Genomic DNA, 23699 nt, shown 5'->3' on the forward strand with positions numbered 1-23699 from the left:
ATTTTTTTCTTCTTTCGTATAAAAATGTTATAATGAAAGTAAACGAAAAGAGAAAAGATGAAGGAAGAAATTATCAAAGGATACTGTTTATCTCTTAGGCCTGATTTACTGCTGCCGGAAGAGATAAAGAGGTATCTAAGCACAAAAGAAATAGGACAGATAATAGAGCACTTCCGGATTATTGATTCTACAAATCGTCGGGCCAAAGAGCTGGCTTTAGAGGGAGCTCCCCAGGGAACTGTGGTGGTGGCGGAGGAACAGACGGGAGGCAGGGGCAGAGTCAGTAACCGCTGGTTTTCTCCCAGGGGAGGTATCTGGTTTTCGGTTATACTTACACCTGATATAGACCCCCAACAGGCGTCCTTTGTTACACTGCTGGCTTCATTAGCAGTGGTCCGGGGGATTCAGGAGCTGGTTCCTTTACCGTTAAAAATTAAATGGCCTAATGATGTATATCTTAAGAACCGAAAGTGTGCAGGAATATTAACGGAAATTAGTGCGAAAATGAACTTGATAAACTACATCGTTCTAGGTATTGGGATTAACATAAAGATTGATTCAGACTCTATCCCCGGGGAACTGAAGAAGAAAATAATCTGCCTGGGGGACGAAACAGAAACAGAATTATTTTTTTCAGAAATCCTGGCTAAGGTCCTAAGGCAAATAGAGTTATTATATGATCAGGCCCTGGGAGAAGGATTTGGAAAAATTATTGATGAATGGCGGAAGTATGACCTGCTGTTAGGTAGGCAGATATCTGTGGAGACCCCTTTGGAGGTTATCTCGGGACAATCTATTGGAATTAATGAAAAAGGCGCTCTGCTTTTGAAGACTGAGCAGGGACAGATTATAGAGGTTTTAGCAGGAAGTATTATTTTTAAGTAATGGAGGGGGTTGTTAATATGCTGTTAGTGTTTGATGTTGGGAATACTAATACTGTAGTAGGGGTTTACCAGGGGACAGAACTTAAATACAACTGGCGCATATCCACAGATCGACAGAAAACGGTAGATGAATATGGAATGCTAATTAAAGGTTTGTTTGAATATGAAGGAATTTTGATGGAAAAAATCAAAGGGATTGCTATTTCCTCTGTGGTCCCTCCACTAATGCCTACGTTATGTAAAATGACTGAGAAATATTTTAAGCTGAAGCCTATGGTGGTAGGCCCTGGTATAAAGACCGGGTTGAACATTAAAATGGAAAATCCTCGGGAGGTGGGTGCAGACCGCATCGTCAATGCCGTAGCAGCCTATGCTTTTTACAAGGGGCCGTTAATTATTGTAGACTTTGGGACCGCGACTACTTTTTGCGCGGTTTCAGAGGAGGGGGATTACCTGGGGGGAGCCATTGCCCCCGGTATTGGGATATCTACGGAAGCACTTTTTCAAAAAGCGGCTAAACTTCCTCGGGTAGAATTGGTGAAGCCCAGAAGCATTATTGGTAAAGATACTGTTAGCAGTATGCAGGCGGGCATATTTTATGGATTTGTGGGACAGGTGGAGGGAATTGTAACCCGTATGGCTGACACTTTTTCAAAGGCACCTGTTGTGGTAGCTACCGGTGGCTTTGCTTCGTTGATAAAACAGGAATCTAAGGTAATAGACCATGTTCACGCATTTTTAATTCTGGAGGGTTTACGAATAATTTACGAAAGAAATAATATATTTAAAAGATAGTAATATTAGTTAAAAAGAATAAAATATTACAGTGTTTTACGAAGGAATTACAGAATCTGTAAAGAATATACTAGATATAGGTTGTATAGCAGAGAATAGAGAATAGTGGAGGGTGTGGTATAATGCCTTATAAACTTTGTCCCCATTGTAAAAAAGTATCTTATTCTGCTTCAGACCACCCAAATACCAATTGGCTTTGTCCTTACTGCGAAGAAGATATATCCTGTGCAGAGAGTCATAATTCTCTAAAAAATATAAATTTGCTGCAGGAGGAAAATAAGTAATAAAGCAGTAGGAATGATGGGGGCACAAAGGAAAAGAATATTAATACAAATAAAATCCGGATAAATGCTGGATTATTTTTTTATCATCTTAGCTAATTTAGTAGTATAATACATATTATATTACCAAAAAAGTTCTGGAGGTATAATATGGGAAGGATAGCGGTGATAGGCGGAGGTCCCGCGGGACTTTTTGCCGCTTTGGAAGCAGCTGAGAGGGGATATCAGGTTTCCCTCTATGAAAAGAATCGAATTGGAGAGAATATCAACTGTGCCGAAGGTTATTTTGATACCTTAAAACTGCTGGGAAAACCTGAAAGCGGAATTCTATTTAAGGTTAAAAAAATTTTTTTAGAAATGAAAAAGCACTATAAAATAGACTGCGGGAACTTTAATTTGTGGATGATAGACCGAGCTAAGTGGCAGAAAGACCTTGGGGAAAAGGCGAAGGAACAGGGAGTATGTATCAGGGAGGGGATTAAGGTTGAAGAGAAGGATTTGAAGGATCTGCAAAAACAGAACCAGTGGGTTATTGATGCCAGTGGAACAGGATCGGTTACCTCAAAGCTTTACAATTTTAAGGCGGTTTATAAAGAAAGTTCTGCCCGAGTTGTGCAGTATGTGATGGAGGGAGATTTTAGTCATCTGGGAGAAAACATTAAAGTTGGAATTGAGCCTCATTACACCGGGTATTATTGGATTTTTCCTAAAGGAAATATAAAAGATGGATTTAATAAAGCCAATGTTGGTATTGGTTTTCTCAAAAAACCTGAAGGGTTAAGTATACGTTGGGAGTTGGAAAGGGTATTAAAAAAAGAGGGTCTGGAAAATTACCAAATTGTAAAGAAAAGTGGTGGATGTATTTCTGTTAAGGCTCTGGATTCTCTAGTATATGATAATGTTCTATTGGCTGGGGATGCTGCAGGGTTGGTTTCTCCTTTGCATGCAGGAGGGATTGATTTGGCTTGTATCAGCGGAAAGGTGGCAGTTCAGGAGGCAGAAAAGGGTGCCCACAATTATCAAAAACGCTTGTTTGAGATAGTGGGTCTAAAATTAAAGATGGAACAGGATTTGCTGACGTTTTGGGAAAAATTAGACTATGATGCTTTTGAGGAAATATTTGGTGCTGCTGTTGTAGGGGAAGGGAAACTTACTCCAGCAATGCTCTGGAAATACAGAAGTTTTCTCAAAGCTGAGTTAAATATCATGAAATCACTCCTAGCGGGAGTTGTTAAAATGGATTGGCAGGGAAGTTGTCGTGATGGAAATTTACCTTCTTCAGGTCTCGATTGTTAAGTATCACTACAGCGAAAGGCTGCTTAGTTTTAAATATCTGTGTAAATTATCCGAAGGGATAACACGTCCCCGGCTTTTACTTTTATTATTTCATCTTCTGTTTGTACAAATATTAGACCGGTTAGACTGTCTGCTTTCTTGAGAGTTCCTATTATAGATTGATGGATATCATTTTTTTTTCGGAGGATCTCCACCACCAAACACTGCTCCAGAGCTTTTTCCAACAGACGTTGGAATTCTTCCCACTGCTGCTCATCAATGAGGGGTATTGGGAAAATTTCCCTTTTATGCTGTTTCCTGTTTTGACGGTTTAACCCCTCCCGGTGTTCAGGAAGCATCATGCGGCTGCATAAAAATTGTTCTGAAAATTTTCGGCTCATGCTTCGTGTCCTCCAATCTTATGGGCCCGGTCAAAAAGCTGACTTCCTGAGGTTAGGGAGGAAGCTCTGAAAAGGCTGGTGATTCCGAAGCGTTCCCGGACTTCGTCCATGGCTCGCCCCAGCTGGATTTTTTTCTCTTTGTCCTCCAGCAGGGACAGCTGTATGTACTGATCTTCTATCAGTCCGGAAAGGGATACCCCCAGGGCCCGCACCGGCAGGCGGTTCCAGTGGATATCAAAAAGCTTCAAGACTACAGGGTATATATCCATGGTGACGGCGGTAGGTTCCGCCAATTTTTTCTGGCGTGAAAAACCGGTGGGGTTGTTGAAATCCGCCCCCCGGCAGTACAGGTTCACTACCTGGCCTATCTTCTTTAACCCCCGGGCTCGCCGGCATACTTCTTCTGTAATTTCCAAAAGAACCACCTCTATTTTTCCTTTATGGTTATAATCCCGGGGTAGGGTCATGGAATGGCCCACCCCTTTGTGTTTTTCCGTAGAACAGGAGTGGATATTGGAGTAGTCTATGCCATGGGAGTTCAGCCACAGCACTTCCCCATTGATCCCCCAACGGGATTTCATTTTTTCCCGGGGCAGGGCGGCCAGGCAGCCGATGGTTTTTACTGCCATACGGTGCAGGTTCCGTTCCATACGGAATCCCACTCCAAAGAGGTCTCGGATGGGAAGGGGCCAGGTTAAAAAGGCATAGTTTTCACAGTTCAGCTGAAAAACCCCTTGGGGGTTTTTCTTAGCAAACCGATCGCAGGCCATCTTGGCCTGCAGGGGGTTTTCCCCGATACCTATGCGGCAGCGCACTCCGGTTTCCTTCTGTATTTCCTTATTTATGCGTAGGGCCATTTCCTGGGGAGTCCCGAAGAGGTTTTCGCAACCGGTCATGTCCAAGAATTGCTCATCGATGGAATAAGGGGCCACCCGATCGGTGAAGCGCTGAAAAATCTCCGTCATCTGCAGGGAAACATTGATATATTCCTGCATATGTGGGCGAATAAAAACTGCATGGGGACATAAGCTTTTACATTCCCAGGCTCCCATGGCTGTTTCGATGCCGTAAGCTTTGGCTTCCCGGTTGGCCGCCAGGACGATACCCCGGCGTTGTTGGGGGTCCCCGCACACTACCACCGGCTTCCCCTGCAGCGAAGGGTTCCGGGCAATCTCCACACTGGCGTAAAAGGATTCCATGTCTGCCAGTAAAATTATTTTGTGCATAAATTAATCCCACCCTTAAAACGTACGCGTGTTCGTATTAAGAGTATACTACATTTTTTCATCCCTGAAAAGTGGAATCTTGTGGTATTAAATGGTAAGGCCGGTTGTCAGGTTGTCAGGGGGACGGTTCTTCTGGCAACCCCCTGACACACCCATCTTGATGATTAATCTTCAAAGGTTTGGGACATTTCTAAGACACGCTTCACATGATTTTGAGTTTCTTTAAAGGGCGGTATTCCATTGTATCTTTTAACGGCAGCGGGACCGGCGTTGTAAGCGGCCAGGGCCAGCTTCCAGTCCCCAAATTCCTGGTACATGCTGCTGAGGTATTTAGCCCCTGCCTCCAGCTGCAGTTCCGGGTTATTCGCCAGCTCCTCCGGCCTATAGCCTAATAAGGCAGCGGTGGAGGGAATAATCTGGGTAAGCCCTATAGCCCCGGAAGAATTACCAGCATTGGGGTTCCAACCACTTTCTAGAGTGATCAGTCCTAAAAAAATAGACCTGGGTATCTGGAATTTTTCTGCATTGGCAGAGGCCAGGTTTTCTAAATACATGTAATAATTTGTGTCCATTAGGGATTCTCCTTATTTTTTTACAGCATCATATGCATTTGTTTAAGCAGAGGATACATTGGTTTTTAACAATTAAATATTTAAACATCAAAAAAAGCTCTTTCATCAAAGAGCTTTTTTATATTTTGTTCTGTAAGTTGACAAGACAAATTAAACATTTTAGTGACTGGGGTCAAGATTATTTTTGAAATCGGAAGGCTGAGGCTCCCATGGTTAGGAAAGCAGTGCCGAAACCTGTTAGGGCCAGGAGGGGGATGGCTATATGTCCCAAATCAGCCCCCCGTAAGGTTAAATCAATAAAGCCCTGCATAGCCCAACCGGAGGGGACAAGTCTGGACAAAATTTGCATGTAAGAGGGCAGAATTTCTACCGGCCACCAGGCACCCCCCAGCATAGACATGATGATTACCGACAACACCCCTAAAGATTCAGCCTGGCTTTGGGTTCGGCATAGGGAAGCCAGCATCATTCCAAAACCAGTAGAGGCGAAACTTAAGGCAGCTACCAGAAGAATAACTGCCGGCAGATTTTGTCCCCAGTTGACTCCAAATATAAATTGTCCTGCTGTAATCATCAAAATCATTTGAAATATTCCGCTGACCATGAAGCCCAGCATTTTTCCAGTAAGCAGCTGAAACCGGTTCACCGGGGCTGAGAGCAGGCGGGTCAGGGTTCCGTTTCGGCGTTCCTCCAGGAGGGTGGTGGATCCTGACACGATTACTGTCATCATGCCGAACATGACCACATAACCCGGGGATGACTGTTGGTTTCCCAAGGGAATGTCTGAGTCTCTGCTTACTGATATATTTTCCATATGAACATGTACGGCGGGAGAGGGGTGCCATTTATCTGCTGCCTGTTCAAAAAGGTAAATCCACCGCTCAGGGGAGAAATCCTGTCCAATTTGCCCAATTTCAGCAGCAGCGGTGTTGGCTTTTAATCTAAACAGCTGATTGTTTACCAGCTGTTCTACAATCCGAGGGGATTCTTGGAGATCCGCCTGCAAAACTGTAATTTCTACGGGGCGCCCCTCTTGTAAATCCTTCTGAAAACCATAGGTTATAATTACAGCTGCTGGAATTTCCTTGTTTTTTACTAATTCTCGGGCACTATCCTCTTCAATAAGCTGCACCCTGGTGTTTTCAGTTGTTAGAGCCTGGATCAGGTATTCAGAAACATCTGAGTTATCCTGGTCAACAATGGCCAGGGGAAGGATATAGGCTTCTTTAGAACTGCCGCTTTCCCCGAAGGCCATTCCGGTAATAAGGGTCAGAGCCAAAGGGAGAGCCAAAAGGAGCAGATAAGCAGTTTTGTCCTTGGATAGTAATTTAAGATGGTTTAAAGAGATCCAGATAATATTTTTCATAGGATTTTCACTACACCTCCCCGGCAATTCGCCAACTGGCGAAAGCACATAAAATAATGCCTGCCCCTGTCAGGACAGCAGAATGTAATAAAACTGATTCCGGCCCAACTTCGGAAAACATCAGCATAACAAAGCCGTCCATAGCCCAGCCGTTAATGGTAATTTTGGTGAGAGCCTGCATCCAGGGAGGCATAGCAAAGGTGGGGAACATGGAACCTCCCAAGGCGGCCATGGAAAGAACCACAAAGGTTCCTACAGCAGAAGCGCTTTCAGAGGTTTTGACCGAAGCGGCGATAACCAGTCCCACTCCGGTAGCGGCAAAAGCTGCTGTGACGGTCAGCATAGCCACCCCCAGAGGATTGCCCCAATAAACTCCAAATATCAGGGTGGAAACGGCAATAATCACTCCAAATTGCAGCAGCCCCATCAAGAATATTCCCAGGAACTTTCCCCCGGCAATTTGCCAATGGGGAGTGGGTGATTGCAGCATGCGAGCCAGGGTTTTGTCGTGACGTTCCTGTAGAAAGCGAGTGGCGCCGTGGCTTACTGTGAACAAGAGGTACATAACCCCCATGCCGGCAGCATAGTAATCTATGGCTTGAGGCCCTGTTGTGGAGGGGGCCCTTACAAACCCGTCTTCAAAGGAGACACCTATTTCCACCGAGGAAAAAACCTCTTCTACCAGGTCAGCTGTTTCCTGGAGTCCTGTTTCCGGGTTCAGTAGGCTGTCGGGAGGGTGTCCAAGGGAAGCTGTTTCTGCCAGAGTTTCATAGATCACCTGCCGGGCAGAAACTTCTGCAGCAAAGCGTTCCACCACCGATTGGACAATCTGCACCCGGATGGAACTTCCGGGGTCTCCCAGGACTGAAATCTGTGTGGATTTTCCTTCTGCCAGGGAGCTGCTGAAATCTGCAGGAATATTGATCAAGGCTACGGCTTCACCTCTTTGTACTTGTTCCCGGGCCTTTTCCTGGTCATTAATTTCTTCCAGGTTAAACCGGGCGGCCAGTTCCGGCAGGGCGAAAATTTCATCAAATAGCATACTGCCCAGAGCCCCTTCATCCTGGTTGCTGTAGTATATCCGGGAGGGTGGTGTTTCGTTACTCCACAGGGAACCCAGGGCCATCCCCAGGATTAGGGTTAGAATTAAGGGAGTGGCCATAAGGGTCAAAAGAGCTTTTTTATCTTTCAAAAGTAGGATTATGTCTTTAAATGCTATCCAAAACAGGGTCATAGTTCAAAACTCCTTTTAATTTCGCAGAGTCCGTCCGGTCAGGTGTAGAAAAACGGTTTCCAGGTTAGGTTGGTCTACCTTTATGGAGGAGACCAGAAAGCCTTTTCCCGTTACCTCAGCCAGAATGGAAACCAAGGTTTTATTGCTGTCGTTGACGGTTACCTGTAGGGTTGTCCCCTCCAGGGATACCGCCTTAACGGCAGGTATTTTTTCTAAGGCTTTAAAATCCTCCATTGGACGGTTAAGCTCCAGTTTTACCAGGTCCGTATTCCCCACAATCTGTATGAGGTCTGTTGGGGAACCCGAAGCAATAATTTTTCCCAAGTCCATAATGGTAATGGACTGACATAGCTCCTCTACTTCTTCCATATAATGACTGGTATAAACTACAGTCATGCCCTGGCGGTTCAGTTCTTTTATAGTTTCCAGGATATTCCGTCGGGATTGGGGGTCTACTCCCACCGTAGGTTCATCCAGCAGTAAAAGTCCAGGGTTGTGAAGAAGTCCAGCGGCAATATTAATGCGCCGCTTCATCCCCCCGGAATAGTTTTCAATCCGTTCATTGGCCCGCTCAGTTAAGCTTACCATTTCCAAAACTTCGTCTACCTTGCTCTGCAGGTATTTTCCCTTCATCCGGAACAACCTTCCCCAGAACATCAGGTTTTCCCGGGCAGTCAGCGTTGGATAAAGGGCTATTTCCTGAGGGACTACCCCCATTATGTTCTTGGCTTTCATGGGTTCTTGAAGAATGCTGTATCCTCCGATGGTTATTTCTCCGGCGTCGGGGGGAAAGAGCCCGCTCATCATGGATATAACGGTGGATTTGCCGGCTCCGTTAGGCCCCAGCAGGCCGAATATTATGCCCTGGGGGATTTCGAAAGAAATATTTTTCACCGCTATATGATCATTAAACTTCTTTAAAAGGTTACTTACGATTACACAGGGGGAAGACAAAAGGGCACACCTCTTTCTAATGAATATCTTAAAATATTCTTTTTAAATATTTCTAGACGGGGGGTAAGAATACCTTCGATATTTATTGTTTTGTTGTAACATTTAAAACTTTTTCCATAGTATAAAAAGGTTTTATGTTTTATTTTTTTTGAAGGTTAGAGCAGCCGAGTTCATACAGTACCGGAGCCCGGTAGGCTCAGGCCCGTCGTTGAATACGTGCCCCAGATGTCCTCCACATACTGCACAGTGAACTTCGGTTCGTAACATTCCAAACTTTTTGTCTTCTTCGGTTCCCAGGGATTTCTCTGATATGGATTGGTTAAAGCTGGGCCAACCTGTGCCTGACTCGAACTTTGCTTGGGAACTAAAAAGAGCACTTCCACACCCCGCACAGTAATAGGTGCCTTTTTCTTTGTTGTCATGGTATTTGTTTTTAAAGGGTACCTCAGTTCCCTTTTCTCTTAGAACATGAAATTCATCGGGAGACAGTTTTTCTTTCCAGTCTTCTTCAGTTTTTGTGATTTCAAAATGTTTTTTTTGGTTGTTATCTTTCAACATAATTCGTCCTTCCTTTTTCGTTAGTTGTTTTCATATCTATTAGTTTTTTTTGACAAACTATATCTATAATTATATCAATATTATGTTCAATTTAAAATATTTTACAGCTTCAAACAAATGGGGGGGGTTGTATGAGGGTATGGGATATTCACGCAGGCTATTTATCCCGCCAAAGCCTTTTAGGACAGCATGCCGAAATTCATGCCCTGCTGAGTATTTTAGGGGAGGGTAAGAGAGGTTATTCTGCGCATCCAGAAACCCTTCGTTGGAAAGGCCATATGGATAAACTTAAAAACAGACATGACCTCACGGTAAAGGAGATGCTGCTTAGGGGTTTTGGTCATAAAAGCCCCTGCAGCAGGGAATGCCTGTCAGGAACAGGGGAACTCTCCTATGTTGATCCACCGGTAGTCCAAATTAAGATTCTCCGTGAAAAATATTTAAAGCGTAAGCAGCAAGGCCGTATTCCTCTGCCTAAAAATATATACGATCTCTGGAAACATTATAAATATTCAATTATGGCCCGGGGTTATGGTTATCATGAGGAATTACAGTCTCATATAAAAAAAAGTGCAAATCTTTCTATTGCTGGGGAGAACAATCTCATTGTTAAAATAATTTCCATTATGGAAAGACCAGTGACTGAAAACGCTTTAGAAAAGGCAGTAAACCATCTATGGGAGCACTTAATAGATGATTTGCCGCCTCAGGAGAGGGAAGAATACTCCTCTGGACAGGGGGATAAAAATCAACTGTTGAGCTGTATTTTCCAACTGGCTAAGAAATATCAAAAGAACGATTTTTTGTATTCAACAATTTTTTCTGATCTTTTTTAAATTTCATTTTTGTCACAGCATTTGCTGTGAGACATATATTGAAAGTATAGCTTTTAATATGGAGGTTTTAGGATATGAGTTCTGCAAATGTAATACACTGCACAGATTTATTTAGGCCCCACGACGATTTTGATGATGTTGGTGATGCCATGGCAATGTTTGCCCTGCACTGTAAGAAAGAGATAAATTTATTAGCATTTGTTCTTGACCAACCTGCTGAGCAGGAGAGAAGGCCAGGTAGAATTACGGTAGATGAGTTAAATAGTATTTGCGGAACCAATGTCCCAAGTGTAACGGGTTACCATGCTTTATTGAATGTTATACAAAATGCACCAACCAGTGTTGTTGTAACTATAGTAGGAACTTGTACCGACCTATATTGGGCGTATAGGACTAATCCGGGTTTATGCAAAAGTAAAATTAAAGAAGTATGGGTATTTTGTGGAGATGCACAAGAAAACCCTCCTAGAAAACACAGTTTAGGCATAACTCCAGATACTCCTTATGGTTTGGAACATAATGTAGCTGGTGACCCCATAGCTTTTAGGGAAATAATGCGTTCTGATTTAAAAATTGTGTGGGTTCCTTGTTATGACGGTGGAGAGGTTACCAGCCATGCAGTAGGAGTCAATCAAACTCATGGGAGTTATTGGCTGGGGAATTATGGTCAAATGCTTTCAAAATCAATTTCAGGAGTTTTAGAATTTTTTATTAGTGCTCTTTCGGAAGAAAGAGGGGATGGAAATCATTATAACTGGAATGACATAAAGCATCACCATAAGGAATTTTTTGGAGTGAGTCTTTTTAAGGCCATAAGCAAACCAGATAGTGATTATCCTTTTAGGTTTATTACTTCGAATATTAGAGTGAATAATAATGCAACTATAAAGATGGGAGAAGGAACAAAAACTGTCCTTATCTTTGAAAAAATAGACAAGCCAAATTATTATCAAAGAATGACAAGTATAGCAGCAGAATTGTTTTCTAACATTGCCCCGGTTCAGTCATCCCCACAGCCAGAACCGGAGCCCCCAGAAGAGGAGGAAAAAATGAAAATTGTAGAAATTGATTTAAGTTGGAGTTCTCCATTGGTTCCTATAACCAACCCCATTGAAAAACTCATCCAACATCATATGGCACACACTACTTGGACAGTTTTTGATGTTCACAACTACCATAAGAATACAAATGGTTGGAAAGGAATTGGATATAATTATTGGATAGCTTTCGATGGCACTATTTATGAGTGTCGGGGCCGTAATGTTGGTGCTCATGCCGGAGCAAACTGGAACGGCAGGAGCTTAGGGATAGGTTATCAGGGTAATTTTGAAACACAAAAGATGACTGATGCCCAGCTGAAAAGCGGAGCCTGGTTAAATGCTAAGCTGATTCAAGAAGAGGGGTTAAAGGTTGATGATATCATTGGCCATAAAGATGCCACTGCCACCCTTTGCCCCGGAAAAAACTTTAGGATGGAAGAGCTTCAAGCAGAAGTGAAGAAATTACTAGGAGGTGAAGCGGTGGGAACTCTAATAATTGGAGAGCCCCAGGCTGTGGTAGAACAGGCTAAGGCCTGGGCATTAAACAGGGGAGTACACCAGCGATTTATTGATATTGCACCGGTCTACTGGGCCTATGGTAAGCAGACCGGCATCAGGCCAGAGATACTCTATGCTCAATCAGCAAAAGAGACTGCTTTTGGTAAATATCCTGGAGTTGTTCCTCCCAGCCATAATAACTGGGCCGGCATAAAAACTAGAGAAGCAGCCGGGGACAGACCGGAGGACCATCAGCAGTTCCCTACACCGGAGGAGGGCGTGAGGGCACACTTTAATCATATTTCCGCCTATGTAGGGTTGGAGCCTATAGGTGAGCCTCATGGCAGATATCATCTTGTAAAAGGCCTAAGTTGGGCCGGGACCGTTAAAACAGTTGAGGAGCTGGGGGGGAAATGGGCTCCTTCATCGGATTATGGACACAGTATTATCAGGGACTATCTTAAGGATTTGCTGGCCACAGAGATTTCAGATCCGGTAAATCCGCCGGACTGTCCTGTTTGTGAGGAATTAATAGAAGAAAATAATAAGTTGAAAAACGATTTGACCAGGGTTAGTGAAGCGTTGGACCAGATGGAGAAGAGAAAGAATGAGCTGGAAGTGGGGATAGAACATTCTGTCGAAATTTTGAATAATTTAATTAAGATTCACTAAATGTTAATTTATCAAGAAATACAAAAAAACCACGGGAAGTTCCACAACTCCCGTGGTTTCTACGTTCTTTCAATGGTCGGAGCGAGAGGATTTGAACCTCCGACCTCTTGGTCCCGAACCAAGCGCGCTACCAAGCTGCGCTACGCCCCGACGCGCAATTTATTATAACACAGCATCGGGCAAATTGCAATAGGTGCGATGATAGAAGGGTTTGTGGCATATTTCATATCTATTGATAGTTTCGTTATTGACATATACTCTTTATTGATTTATTCTAATACATAAGGGGCATATGTCAATAACGTCATGTTGTACATAATGCTACTCTAACTCTATTGGAGGAATAATTAATGAAAATTGCATTACCATCTCGCCAGAATCTTATAGACGATCATTTTGGTCATTGTGAATATTTTACTGTCTTCACAATCAACAACAACAAAGAAATAATTGCTCAAGAAATCATCACTTCCCCGACAGGTTGTGGCTGCAAATCAAATATCGCACAAACTCTTTCAGAAATAGGTGTGAAAATAATGCTTGCAGGCAATATGGGCCAGGGAGCAGTAAGGGTCTTAAACAACTCAGGGATAGAGGTAGTACGTGGATGTTCAGGTGATGTTAAGGTTGTGGCTCTTAAATGGCTTGATGGAGCTCTTACTGACTCTGGTGATTCCTGCCGTGAACATGAGCATGGATGTAAGTGACATCCTCACGGGGTCAATAGACCCCAAGGATTCCCGCCGGTATTTTCAAAAAAAACATAAAGTCCAAATTTATAAATTCAATTTATAAAAGCGGTATTAGATGTAAATTTAAATCTAGATTTACACTTAATGCCGCTTTTCACTATTGAATAATGATACCTATGATTTTCTTATCCTCCTATAAAAAGAGTCTATGCTTCTACACTACAAAACCACATGCTAAGGTGATATAATTTAGAGGTTAAGATTGAAGGCTTCAGTCTACATAAAATTATATCAGCATTATATTGTTTGTTAGTTTTTACTTTGAGTTTTATCAGCGCGTGCAGTGACACTGCTAAAAGAAGGGACTTAAGACATGACTTTACAGATTAACAGCATTATTAACGAAATAGCTAGCAGACGAACATTTGCTATCATTTCCCACCCTGATGCCGGAAAGACAACTCTAACGGAGAGACTATTGTATCTGGGGGGGGCTATCCGACTAGCCGGTTCCATTAAGGGAAGAAAGACAAAGAAACATGCTGCATCCGACTGGATGGAGATGGAGAGGCAGCGGGGAATTTCCATTACCTCCAGTGTTCTGCAGTTTTCTTACAGTGGGTATCGGATAAATATCTTGGATACACCGGGGCATCAGGACTTTAGTGAGGACACATATCGTACTCTGACGGCTGCGGATAGTGCTCTTATGGTCATTGACATGGCAAAAGGAGTAGAGCCACAGACTGTTAAATTGTTTGAAGTATGCCGTAGACAGGGGATGCCAATTTTCACCTTTATCAATAAGTTGGACCGCCAAGGTAGGGAGCCATTAGACTTATTGGATGAAATTGAAAAAGTTCTGGGTATTGGTTCTTTCCCTTTCAACTGGCCAGTCAGGCTAACTTCCGGTAATTATGGCCTTTATGACCGAAGATTAAAAACTATGGAGCTGTATACAGAAGGACAAAAGAGCGACTTAACTCTTGGGCAAAATTTGGATGAGGATGAAATGAAACATATATTGGGGGCTGAACTTTATGAAACCTTTCGTAATGAAATGGAACTTCTGGATGTAGCCGGGGAGCCCTTTGACGAAGAAAAAATAAAGGAGGGAGCCCTAACGCCGGTGTTCTTTGGCAGCGCTATCAACGGTTTTGGTCTCCAGTCATTTATTTATAAATTTCTTGAGCTGTCCGCACCTCCTGCGCCAAAGAATAGCAGTGTTGGCCTAATCGATTCAGAGTCAAATAACTTTTCAGGGTTTATATTTAAGATCCAGGCCAACATGAACCCTGCGCACCGGGATCGCATCGCTTTCTTAAGAGTATGTTCGGGCAAATTTTCCCGTGGTATGACCGTTTGCCATGTGCGGACGGGAAAAAACATTCGTCTTTCCCAACCACAACAGTTTCTGGCACAAGACCGAAATATTATTGAAGAAGCGTATCCGGGAGATATCATTGGCATATATGACCCTGGCATTTATCAGATTGGAGACACACTGTCCCAGGAGAATTCTTTCCAGTTTGAAAAGCTGCCCCGATTTTCACCTGAACTTTTTTCCAGCGTGACTACCCGTGATGCTATGAAGTATAAGCAGTTTCATAAGGGCTTGTCCCAATTGGCAGAGGAAGGGGCAATTCAGGTTTATAAGGCTGTTGGTAGGGAAGAAATTATTTTGGGCGTTGTGGGGGAACTTCAGTTTGAGGTTTTTCAATACAGACTCAAATCAGAGTATGGTGTGGATGTGATTATGCAGCGGCTTCCGTATCAGCGGGCCCGTTGGGTGAAAGAACCCCCATCAAATTTATCAGGCTTCAAAGTAAAAGATGAGGAGGGTAATCTCGTATTTCTTTATGACAATGATTTTTCATTGGAGTGGGCCATAAGCAGAAACCCCGCTGTACCTTTTATGCATTAGAAGAGCTTCCCAGCAGTTTCTAACCGCTAAAAGACCTCTTCTGAGGTTAGGTGGCAAAATGAACAAGTCTGTCCTGAATGTTTACTGTGGAAAAATTAAAGTGCGACTTAATCCATGTGAAAGCTTTTGAATGGTAGAAAAACACATGGGTTGGGTCGTTTTTATAATACCACTTTTTAAATTCAATGTCTTCTGTGTAAATTTCAGTCATGCAATATAAAGATCCATTTGGTTTTAGAAGGGATCTTAGTAAATCAAATTCTTTTGCGGGGGCTTGAAAATGTTCTATTACTTCACAGCAGGCAATATAGTCATATCTGTCTTGTAGTAATGTGGGGTTGTTCCAGAAAAACGGGTCGTATAGTTTAATGTTAAACCCGTTATCCCGTAAAAGTTTGGATATAACGGGACCGGTTCCTGCGCCAAAATCTAACCCTAAATGTTCTTTGGTAAATTTATTTTGAATAGCAGATACAATGGGTGCAACAAAATTTTGATATCCTGTGTCATGCACATTATTATTGTGCTCTTCATAACGGTTCTTTTCTTTTTCTTTGGACAGGTACGCACCGGCATCTAAAAGTATAGATGAACAATTGCAGCATTTATAGTACTTCTTTTGTTTTTCTTCATAAAAGAAATGGGTTTGGGCGCTGCATAATGTACATTTTCTTTTTAATTCCATGGGCAATCCACCTTCTATTTTTAAAAAAAGAATTATTCTTTGGTATTAATGTCCCCTGGCTCGGAAGCAAAAACTGTTACCTGAAACCACTCACTATTAGCAGAAAAAGGGGATAGAAATTTTAAAATCCAAAAAAATTAAAAAAAGTTTGGCATGTAAAAACAAATCCCACAAAAATCCATGTACTGCCTACCTTAAATGTCATTTTTGCCTAACCTAAATGGAGGATAACTGCCAGCGGTTCAAATCTAATATATTTGTAGGTGTCGTCCATCCTTGCCACAAACTTTCTTGAAGCTTATAAAAACCCTCTGCTTTACCTGATAGGGCTTAAATTCATTTTTTTTAACGTACGCTGAATTGTGGAAGGTGATACGTCTTGGACAAATCCTAACTGGACCATTTTTTCGGCTAATAAAACGATTGTCCATTTGGAATAGCCTTCTGGTGGTACACTGCTGGCCAACAGCGCCAACTGAGCCTCCTGATGGCCGTTGAGTTTTCGTGTATAATTTTTTCTGTTTTTTCGACCCAACGCTCTTTCCAGACCCTCTTCAACAAATCGTTTTCTTACATTAAATACGGTGTTAAACTGACAATGATATGCCTCTGCAATGGTTACATCTGTCCAGTTTTCACCGTACTCTCCCTGGTCTGCTTTTAACAAAATGTTGGCATGCTTTATTTTGTATGCGGGTGCTGTGCCTGTATTAACTATGCACAAAAGTTCTTTTCTTTCATCCAATGTCAGTTTTACAATCCATTTTTTTGCTGACATGATGTCACTCTCCCCTAAATAAATGTTTGATAACATCATAATTTGGATGAGCCTATATGTCCAGTATATATTTAAACAATTTCAAAATCTTGGGCATATAACCTCATCTTTTAGCATATTGTGAATACATAACTTCCGAAACAAAATGAGAAAATGTATAGGTTACGACAGCTCTTCTCGCAACCCATAAATTTACGAGAATCAACATTCCAGATATTTACATAGGAAAAAATTAGGCTCCCTTGACAATATTACTATGTATTATATACTTTATACAAGGAGTATGAGCTATGAACAATTTTCTATGCCAACCATTAGATTTACAGACTGCAGTAAAATTAGTATATAAATATTATAAAAAAAAACAATATTTCTTTTCGAACAAAGCAAGAAGTAGACACTGCCCTTGAAACTATTTTGGCAACTGCCAATGCTAATATGATATGGAGAAAGCTTCCTATAATTCAATTGAAGGATGGCTGTGCAGTTTTTCGCACAGCATATCCGGTGAAAAGTCGGAAGCTTTTATATGTTCTTTCATATTGTAATGATGTTGTTCTATGTGCTGCTACTTTGGGTAGAGATTTAGATGATGCAATGAAGCAAGAAAATATGCGCATGCATGAAAAGGTAGTGCTTGACCAGGTTGCTTCTAAGGTTATGGAAACAGTTATGGAGAGAGGACAGAAACAAATTGGGAGGGTATGTAAGCCGGGGGAAGGAATGACCAAACGCTACAGCCCTGGACACTGTGATTGGCCTATTGAACAACAGAGTATAATTTTTTCTCTACTGCCCCTAAAACTTCTTGGTATCCATCTTTCTCCTTCATACCTGATGAGTCCCAAAAAATCTGTAACGGCATTGATAGGGATTGGAGATCAAGAGCAGGTTAATCATCATGGAAATGCATGTCTTCAATGTGATCAAAAAAAAACCTGTAAATATCGACGATAATCTAAACCAAATACATTAAAGGAGGAATGTAAATGTGAATACCCGTATACATCAATATAAGCCCCTGACGCAGAGAGATATTGAGGAAGTCCACCGGGCAACCATGGAGGTGCTGTCGGAAACTGGATTTGAAGTGCATCAGCCGGAAGCTTTTGCATACTTCAAAGAGGTTGCTGATTTTGTGGATGAACAGAATCAAATTATCAAATTAAAGGAAAAAACTATTAGGGAATTGATTTCTTCAGTCCCTTCCACAGTAACTCTTTATGGAAGAGAGGAGAAACATGACTGTCGGCTTGGGTCGGGGGAAGTATACTTTGGAACAGGTGGTACAGCTTTAAACATGTTAGATTATGGAGAAAAAGAAAGCAGGACTGCCTGCATGCAGGATCTTGAGAATGTGATTAGAATCGTGCATAGGATGGATAACATTGATATCTGTCTGCTTCCTACATATCCCAGTGAATTAGATATTAGTGAGGTTGACGTACATCGATTTAATGCAGGGCTTACCTACACCAACAAACATATTATGGGCGGGGTATACACATCTCAAGGAATAGACGATGTGATTCGTATGGCCGAAGAGGCTGCTGGTTCTCCAGAAGCACTGCGGGAACGGCCCTTCATATCAATCATAACCTGTGGAATCAGCCCCCTTCGAGTGGATAATGAGTATGGAACATTTATGATTCAAGTTGCTAAAGAAGGTATTCCGTTGGCAGTGCCTGTAGAACCTTTATGCGGTGGCACTTCACCCATGTCATTAGCCGGAACCCTTGTAATCCAAAATTGTGATGCTTTGATCAATGTTATGTTAACGCAGCTGGTAAATCCAGGGACACCGGTAATATATGGATGTGTTGCTTCCTCCATGGATATGAGGTCTATGAGTTATTTAGGTGCTCCTGTAGAAAGTGGGTTAATTAATGCTGCAACGGCACAGATGACCCATTACTATGGTATTCCCTATTATTCAACTGCGGGGATTAGTGACTCAAAGACACTGGATGCTCAATGTGGGTACGAATCTGCAATAACCAACATGCTTGTAGGTTTAGCGGGAGCTGATTTTATACATGATGCTGCGGGCCTTATGGAGTTTGCTTTTACAGTAAGCTTGGAGAAGCTGGTGATTGATAATGAAATTATCGGTATGGTTAAACAGGCTATTAAGGGCATTGATGTATCTGAGGAAACCCTTTGTCTTGATGAGATCAAAGAGACTGGACCCGGCGGCAACTTCTTAACCAGCAGAAGTACCCGGAAATTCATGCGGTCTGAACATTATCAGCCTACCCTCAGTGACCGTCAGGAACGTTCATTATGGATTTCAGAAGGGCATATGACAGCTGATCAGAGGGCTCATGAGATAGTCACCGGTATCCTTAAAGAAAAACCAAAGAGGTACTTATTAGTGAAAGAAAAACTCAAAAAATAGTGGAAAGTAAAGGCTTTGAAAGGAGTAAATATGATTATTATAGGAGAACGTGTGAATGCAACAAGAAAGCGTATCAGAACGGCTATTCAGCAAAAGGATACGGTTACCATAAAAGATGAGATAGTCATGCAGGATATGGCAGGAGCACATTATATTGATCTGAATGCCGGGACGGGTTCTGGAGTAATACAGCAGGAAAAGGATGATCTGTGCTGGTTGATTGATATAGCTTTAGAGTGCACGGAGAAGAATCTTGTATTGGATGCAGCAGGCCCTGAAATTCTACAAGCTGCGGCAAAACATTTAGATGATCGAAGGCCGTGGATGCTTAATTCCATTAATGGTGAACTGTCCAGCCGGTCTATGGAAATCATTGAACTTGCTTCTAAATACCAGGTTCCCCTCATAGCTCTGGCTATGGATAAGAAGGGTATACCTCCTGAAACTGATAAAAGGTTGGCCATCTGTGAAGCAATCCTGAATGAAGTGAGAAAAAGAGGATTGTCTGAAGAACTTATCTTTTTTGACCCTCTGGTGATTCCTATTGCAACAGATACCAATCAGGCTTTAGTTACTTTTAAGACCATTGAGAGGATTAATGAGCTTTTCCCTCAGGTAAAGACCACCCTGGGCCTAACTAATATTTCTCATGGATTGAAAAAGCGCTTTTTTGTAAATGGAGCTTTCCTTACTACGGCGGTTTGTTTTGGATTGCATTCAGCGATTTTAGACCCTACTCAAAAAAGTATTCAACAGTCTGTCATCATGGGAAACCTGCTGGCTGGAAAGGATAAGTTCTGTAGAAAATTCTCCAGAGCCATAAGGGTAGGGTTATTTGAGGAAGAGGAGAGATAATTATGGATGAACAAAAACCTACGTATAGAAAACCTCTGTATGTTCAGCCGGTTGAACGGTTAACTCAGACACAGATCAAGAGCATACATAATGCATCAATGAAACTTTTGTCAGAAACAGGTATTAAATGTGCGGGAGAACAGGCAGCAGGAGTATATCACAGCGCAGGGTGCCTGGTAAGTGAAAGTAAAGTCGGGAAACAAAAGCAGTGGAATATACGGTTTCCGGAAGAAGTGTTGAAAAAGGCTCTAAAGCGTGTGCCCTCCCAGGTTATTTTGGGTGCAAGAGATCCTCAAAACACTTTATACTTAAATGCAAATGTTCCTGGTGTTTATTTCGGGACAGGCTCAGAGACTAACATATATTTACGGTCAAAAATAGAACAGTTTGTTAGCACTGGAGGCAGCCAGAATACACTGCAGTACCCTGTATATGAAGAAGAGCCGGGTTCCATATCTGCCTTATGTGAGTCAGCCCGACTCATAGACCATCTAGAACATGCAGATTTTTTTATTAGAAATATAAATATACAGGATCAGGAAATAGATTCGAAAAACAAGGACGTAAATGTCTTTTTCGCTTCTTTACTTAATACTGCCAAGCATGTACAGGGGGGGCTTACTGACCCCAAGGCTCTTCCATTGGTGATTTCCTTAGCAAAAATTATTGCCGGGGATCAGCCTCATCTTCCCTTGTCTTTTATAGTGTGTCCCATAAAAAGTCCTCTTTTTATGGTCTCTGACAGCTCTGAAAAAGTTATAGCCATTGCGAGGGAGAAAATTCCCATGGTGATATCATCTTCTCCTCAAGGGGGGGTAACGGCTCCTATTCAGGAAGAAGGAATAGTAACGCAAATTAACGCAGAAATCCTGGCAGGAATTGCTTTAGCACAATTTTCTAATCCTGGAACACCGGTCTTGTATGGATCTGTTCCCACCCGGGCACGACTTGATACACTTCAAGACTGCTATGGGACAGGAAATTTCATCCATTATGCCATGGGATGCGCCCAAATGGCACGGTTTTATGGAATACCCTGTTATTCTTCCGCCGGGGTAGGTGACGTTAAACGACCGGGAATTCAAGCCATGGTAGAGAAACTTTTTTCTTATAAGGGGGTAGCCTCTGCGGGGGCCCACTATATTCATTATGCTTTTGGCCTACTTGATGGTACAAATATCTTTTCCCCTCTCCAAGCTGTCCTGGATAACGCTTCAATTGCTTTAGTGAAGGATATTCTTAGGGTTCCCAGCTGTGAAGAGCAGCATATTGAAGCAGCTCTAAAGGAAATTATGAAAACTGCGGAAGGTTCAGGGATGTTTACCCGGGGAGTTAGAAAGCAGCTTCGAAGCAAGGTTGTTTCAGATATCTATGAATTTGTCTCTAAGGGGGAGGAAGATCAAGTTTTTATACAGGCTCAAGCCAAACTTGACGCTTGCCTTGTCGATGATTCCAACACCTTGTCAGAGGAAACAATTGCAAAGGTTTATAAAGAAATACCTGGATTATTAAATAAAATAAAGGGAGGTTTATATAATGAGTAATGACGATCTATTGAAAACGTTGGAGAATGCCATTATAATGGGACATCTTGATGCTGATGACGAAGGTTTTGATGGAACTATGGAAGGAACTCCTGGAACATTGGAATTAGTAGACAAAGCTTTAGAAGAGGGAATCGAGCCGCAGAAGATTTTGAAAATTTTTGGAACAGCAATGGAAAAAGTAGGAGACCTGTTTGAGACAGAGGAATATTTCCTTCCCGACATGTTGGCCAGTGCTGAATGTGTGGGTGAAGCCATGGATATTATAGAGCCAAAACTTAAGGCAGGCACTAGCTCTGAAAAAGGCAAATTCCTTATTGCCACGGTGGAGGGGGATTTGCATGATATAGGTAAAAATATTGTTGCTACTATGATCAAAGGGGCAGGATTTCAGGTGATGGATTTAGGTATAGATGTACCGGCAGCAGATATTTTGAAGGCCATCAGGGAATTTAAACCGGATTTTGTTGGGCTTTCGGCACTGTTAACTACCACTATGATTGAAATGGAGCAGGTAGTTAAGCTGATCAGGTTAGAAGGTTTTTCAGATATAAAGGTATTCATTGGTGGGGCACCTACCTCAGAAGAGTTTGCACAAAAAATTGGCGCTGACCATTACTGCCGGGATGTTATGGATGCCATGCATAAGCTGGAACAAATGAAGGCGGCATCATGATAATTTCTGATATACAAAGAATAAAGATGCTTTCTCCTGCTGAAATGCAATCAGTTCATATAGGGACCTGCAGGCTTTTATCAGAAGTAGGGGTTAAGGTTACCCATGAAGGGATTGCTGAAATGCTCATATCCCGGGGAGCACAGCGTAAAGGGGATAGAGTACTTATACCTCAAAATATGGTGGAAAATGCTCTGGCGGAGACTGCCAAAGTTATTCAATTTGATGCACCAGATCCGGCCTATGGATTTACGGTTGATGCTTTAAAAAATCAGGTGAAGTTTGGGACCGGTGGGCAGGCACTCTATGTTGTGCATCGTACTTCCCAAGGATGGGAGAGACGGCCGGCAGGGACAGAGGATTTAAAAAAGATTCTTGCTCTATGTGATCAGCTAAAACAGGTTGATTTTATTACCCGGCCTGTAGAGTGTGATGTCCCGGAAGATCAGATGGATGTAGAAAAGGCTAAAATATTTCGTGAGTACTGCTCTAAACCTATGAATCTAGCTAATCTTATCAAGGTGGATCGTTTAGATGAAGTGCTTGAGATTATTGGTAATTCCTCTTATCTTTCTTTTATCGACTGCCTGGTTTCCAGTCCTCTGGTGATGGATAGTTCTGCCGGGGATAAGTTAATCGCACTTTTAGAAAAAAATCTTCCGGTAGCCATATCCAGCTGTCCCCAGGGGGGGAGCACTGCGCCATTTTCTGAAGTGGGAGAACTGCTGCAGCTGAACGCAGAACTTTTGTTTGGGTTTGTGTTAGCCAATATCATTCGCCCAGGGGCGTCAGTGCTGTATCGAGGGATACCGATTACTTCCAATCTTTATGGGGACGGATCCCCCAGATGGTGCCAACCAGAGAGTATTCGCCGTGTTGCTCTGGCGGCACAGCTGTGTCGTTTTTACAATCTTCCCTGTTGTGGCACGGCAGGGGTATCGGATGAAGCAGTACCTTGTGCACAGGGGATAAGCGAAAAGGTGTTAAGTTGGACCTACGAGATAGCCTCCGGTGCCCATTATATTAACAGTGCCTTAGGAATGCTTCACCAGGTTATGTCGGTTTCTTACTATCAGTATGTGATGGATGATATTGTTTTGGGGATTGTAAAGGAAAAATTTAAAGAACATCAAACACAAGAAATTTCACATATAGCATTAAATGCTGCGGTTGAAGCACTAAGCTGTTTTGGTGTCCCGGTAGATACAGATATGGAAGCCGAGCTGGCTGCCCGTATTCGGCATATTGAAAATCCTCTAGAGCCTTATAGTGATGAATATATCAATGAACAGCTTGCCGTTATAGAAAAAGCGGTAACCCAATCTAAAAGCAGCACGGTTTTTATGACCAAAGCCCGTAAAGGTTTAAGGGGAGGATATCTTTACAGAGGGAACAGAATTGATGTCCCCCTGGATTTGTCCCAGGTTACGGAGAGGTTAGAGTCATTTGGTACTCTTTAAAAAAGAAAAAGAGTTTGGGTGCATAACTTTTAGAATGCTATCTCAAAAATTACTGCTTAAATTAACAAGAAAATTCTGAATTTGAGTCATGACAA

The 23699-nt window shown here is 42.4% G+C and carries 23 protein-coding genes and 1 tRNA gene; 14 read left to right on the plus strand and 10 right to left on the minus strand.

The window, feature by feature from the left end; all coding sequences use genetic code 11:
* The first annotated feature begins 57 nt into the window (after positions 1-57).
* The 4 genes from HUE98_RS00650 to HUE98_RS00665 all read left to right on the plus strand — a co-directional run bounded on the left by HUE98_RS00650 (position 58) and on the right by HUE98_RS00665 (position 3256).
* Positions 58-885 carry a biotin--[acetyl-CoA-carboxylase] ligase gene (locus HUE98_RS00650; RefSeq protein ID WP_241421982.1) on the plus strand — a complete coding sequence of 276 codons (828 nt, stop codon included), beginning with the start codon at positions 58-60 and terminating at the stop codon, positions 883-885.
* Positions 886-902: 17 nt separating this feature from the next.
* Positions 903-1679: a type III pantothenate kinase gene (locus HUE98_RS00655; protein ID WP_241421983.1), complete on the plus strand. Its 777-nt coding sequence runs from the start codon at positions 903-905 to the stop codon at positions 1677-1679.
* A 122-nt stretch (positions 1680-1801) separates the two neighbouring features.
* Positions 1802-1963 carry a hypothetical protein gene (locus HUE98_RS00660; RefSeq protein ID WP_241421984.1) on the plus strand — a complete coding sequence of 54 codons (162 nt, stop codon included), beginning with the start codon at positions 1802-1804 and terminating at the stop codon, positions 1961-1963.
* 147 nt (positions 1964-2110) lie between these two features.
* On the plus strand, positions 2111-3256 hold the full coding sequence (locus HUE98_RS00665) for an FAD-dependent oxidoreductase (RefSeq protein ID WP_241421985.1): 1146 nt from the start codon (positions 2111-2113) through the stop codon (positions 3254-3256).
* A 29-nt stretch (positions 3257-3285) separates the two neighbouring features.
* On the opposite strand, the gene HUE98_RS00670 is transcribed toward HUE98_RS00665, so the two are convergent.
* The 7 genes from HUE98_RS00670 to msrB form a co-directional block, all read right to left on the minus strand.
* Positions 3286-3636 (minus strand): YolD-like family protein, encoded by a 351-nt coding sequence (locus HUE98_RS00670; protein WP_241421986.1) that lies wholly within the window; start codon positions 3634-3636, stop codon positions 3286-3288.
* Positions 3633-4862 (minus strand): DNA polymerase IV, encoded by a 1230-nt coding sequence (locus tag HUE98_RS00675; RefSeq protein WP_241421987.1) that lies wholly within the window; start codon positions 4860-4862, stop codon positions 3633-3635. Before HUE98_RS00675 ends, HUE98_RS00670 begins: the two co-directional genes overlap by 4 nt.
* 164 nt (positions 4863-5026) lie before the next feature.
* Positions 5027-5434, minus strand: coding sequence for a lytic transglycosylase domain-containing protein (locus HUE98_RS00680; protein ID WP_241421988.1), 408 nt, complete (start codon positions 5432-5434; stop codon positions 5027-5029).
* A 178-nt stretch (positions 5435-5612) separates the two neighbouring features.
* Positions 5613-6800, minus strand: coding sequence for an ABC transporter permease (locus HUE98_RS00685; protein ID WP_241421989.1), 1188 nt, complete (start codon positions 6798-6800; stop codon positions 5613-5615).
* Between the two features lie 10 nt (positions 6801-6810).
* Positions 6811-8034: an ABC transporter permease gene (locus tag HUE98_RS00690; protein ID WP_241421990.1), complete on the minus strand. Its 1224-nt coding sequence runs from the start codon at positions 8032-8034 to the stop codon at positions 6811-6813.
* A gap of 15 nt (positions 8035-8049) precedes the next feature.
* On the minus strand, positions 8050-8988 hold the full coding sequence (locus tag HUE98_RS00695; RefSeq protein WP_241421991.1) for an ABC transporter ATP-binding protein: 939 nt from the start codon (positions 8986-8988) through the stop codon (positions 8050-8052).
* A gap of 132 nt (positions 8989-9120) precedes the next feature.
* Positions 9121-9546, minus strand: coding sequence for a peptide-methionine (R)-S-oxide reductase MsrB (gene msrB / locus HUE98_RS00700; RefSeq protein WP_241421992.1), 426 nt, complete (start codon positions 9544-9546; stop codon positions 9121-9123).
* A 131-nt stretch (positions 9547-9677) separates the two neighbouring features.
* On the opposite strand from msrB, the gene HUE98_RS00705 reads away from it, so the two are divergent.
* Both HUE98_RS00705 and HUE98_RS00710 read left to right on the plus strand, forming a co-directional pair.
* On the plus strand, positions 9678-10382 hold the full coding sequence (locus HUE98_RS00705) for a pyrimidine dimer DNA glycosylase/endonuclease V (protein WP_241421993.1): 705 nt from the start codon (positions 9678-9680) through the stop codon (positions 10380-10382).
* Between the two features lie 74 nt (positions 10383-10456).
* Positions 10457-12592: an N-acetylmuramoyl-L-alanine amidase gene (locus tag HUE98_RS00710; RefSeq protein ID WP_241421994.1), complete on the plus strand. Its 2136-nt coding sequence runs from the start codon at positions 10457-10459 to the stop codon at positions 12590-12592.
* A gap of 73 nt (positions 12593-12665) precedes the next feature.
* On the opposite strand, the gene HUE98_RS00715 is transcribed toward HUE98_RS00710, so the two are convergent.
* A tRNA-Pro gene (locus HUE98_RS00715) sits at positions 12666-12742 on the minus strand.
* Positions 12743-12942: 200 nt separating this feature from the next.
* Here HUE98_RS00715 and HUE98_RS00720 point away from each other — a divergent pair.
* A complete protein-coding gene (locus HUE98_RS00720; protein WP_241421995.1) occupies positions 12943-13299 on the plus strand; it encodes a NifB/NifX family molybdenum-iron cluster-binding protein in 357 nt (118 codons plus the stop codon).
* 358 nt (positions 13300-13657) lie between these two features.
* On the plus strand, positions 13658-15208 hold the full coding sequence (locus tag HUE98_RS00725; RefSeq protein ID WP_241421996.1) for a peptide chain release factor 3: 1551 nt from the start codon (positions 13658-13660) through the stop codon (positions 15206-15208).
* Between the two features lie 46 nt (positions 15209-15254).
* Here the strand turns inward: HUE98_RS00725 and HUE98_RS00730 are convergent, their stop codons facing one another.
* On the minus strand, positions 15255-15893 hold the full coding sequence (locus HUE98_RS00730; RefSeq protein WP_241421997.1) for a class I SAM-dependent methyltransferase: 639 nt from the start codon (positions 15891-15893) through the stop codon (positions 15255-15257).
* Between the two features lie 316 nt (positions 15894-16209).
* Positions 16210-16671: a helix-turn-helix domain-containing protein gene (locus tag HUE98_RS00735; RefSeq protein WP_241421998.1), complete on the minus strand. Its 462-nt coding sequence runs from the start codon at positions 16669-16671 to the stop codon at positions 16210-16212.
* Between the two features lie 417 nt (positions 16672-17088).
* Between HUE98_RS00735 and HUE98_RS00740 the strand changes: the two genes are divergently transcribed.
* From HUE98_RS00740 to HUE98_RS00765, 6 genes are read left to right on the plus strand one after another with little or no spacing between them, the layout of a single operon-like run.
* A complete protein-coding gene (locus HUE98_RS00740; RefSeq protein WP_241421999.1) occupies positions 17089-17628 on the plus strand; it encodes a hypothetical protein in 540 nt (179 codons plus the stop codon).
* Positions 17629-17662: 34 nt separating this feature from the next.
* Entirely contained in the window at positions 17663-19069 is a 1407-nt protein-coding gene (locus tag HUE98_RS00745) for a trimethylamine methyltransferase family protein (protein WP_241422000.1), read from the plus strand.
* Positions 19070-19099: 30 nt separating this feature from the next.
* A complete protein-coding gene (locus tag HUE98_RS00750; RefSeq protein ID WP_241422001.1) occupies positions 19100-19924 on the plus strand; it encodes a dihydropteroate synthase in 825 nt (274 codons plus the stop codon).
* A gap of 2 nt (positions 19925-19926) precedes the next feature.
* Entirely contained in the window at positions 19927-21468 is a 1542-nt protein-coding gene (locus HUE98_RS00755; RefSeq protein ID WP_241422002.1) for a trimethylamine methyltransferase family protein, read from the plus strand.
* Complete coding sequence (locus tag HUE98_RS00760; RefSeq protein ID WP_241422003.1) at positions 21461-22144, plus strand: cobalamin-dependent protein; 684 nt, start codon at positions 21461-21463, stop codon at positions 22142-22144. The genes HUE98_RS00755 and HUE98_RS00760 overlap by 8 nt, the downstream gene beginning before the upstream one ends.
* On the plus strand, positions 22141-23604 hold the full coding sequence (locus HUE98_RS00765; protein ID WP_241422004.1) for a trimethylamine methyltransferase family protein: 1464 nt from the start codon (positions 22141-22143) through the stop codon (positions 23602-23604). The genes HUE98_RS00760 and HUE98_RS00765 overlap by 4 nt, the downstream gene beginning before the upstream one ends.
* Positions 23605-23699 lie beyond the last annotated feature (95 nt).

Source organism: Candidatus Contubernalis alkalaceticus (assembly GCF_022558445.1).
GTDB lineage: Bacteria > Bacillota > Dethiobacteria > SKNC01 > SKNC01 > Contubernalis > Contubernalis alkaliaceticus.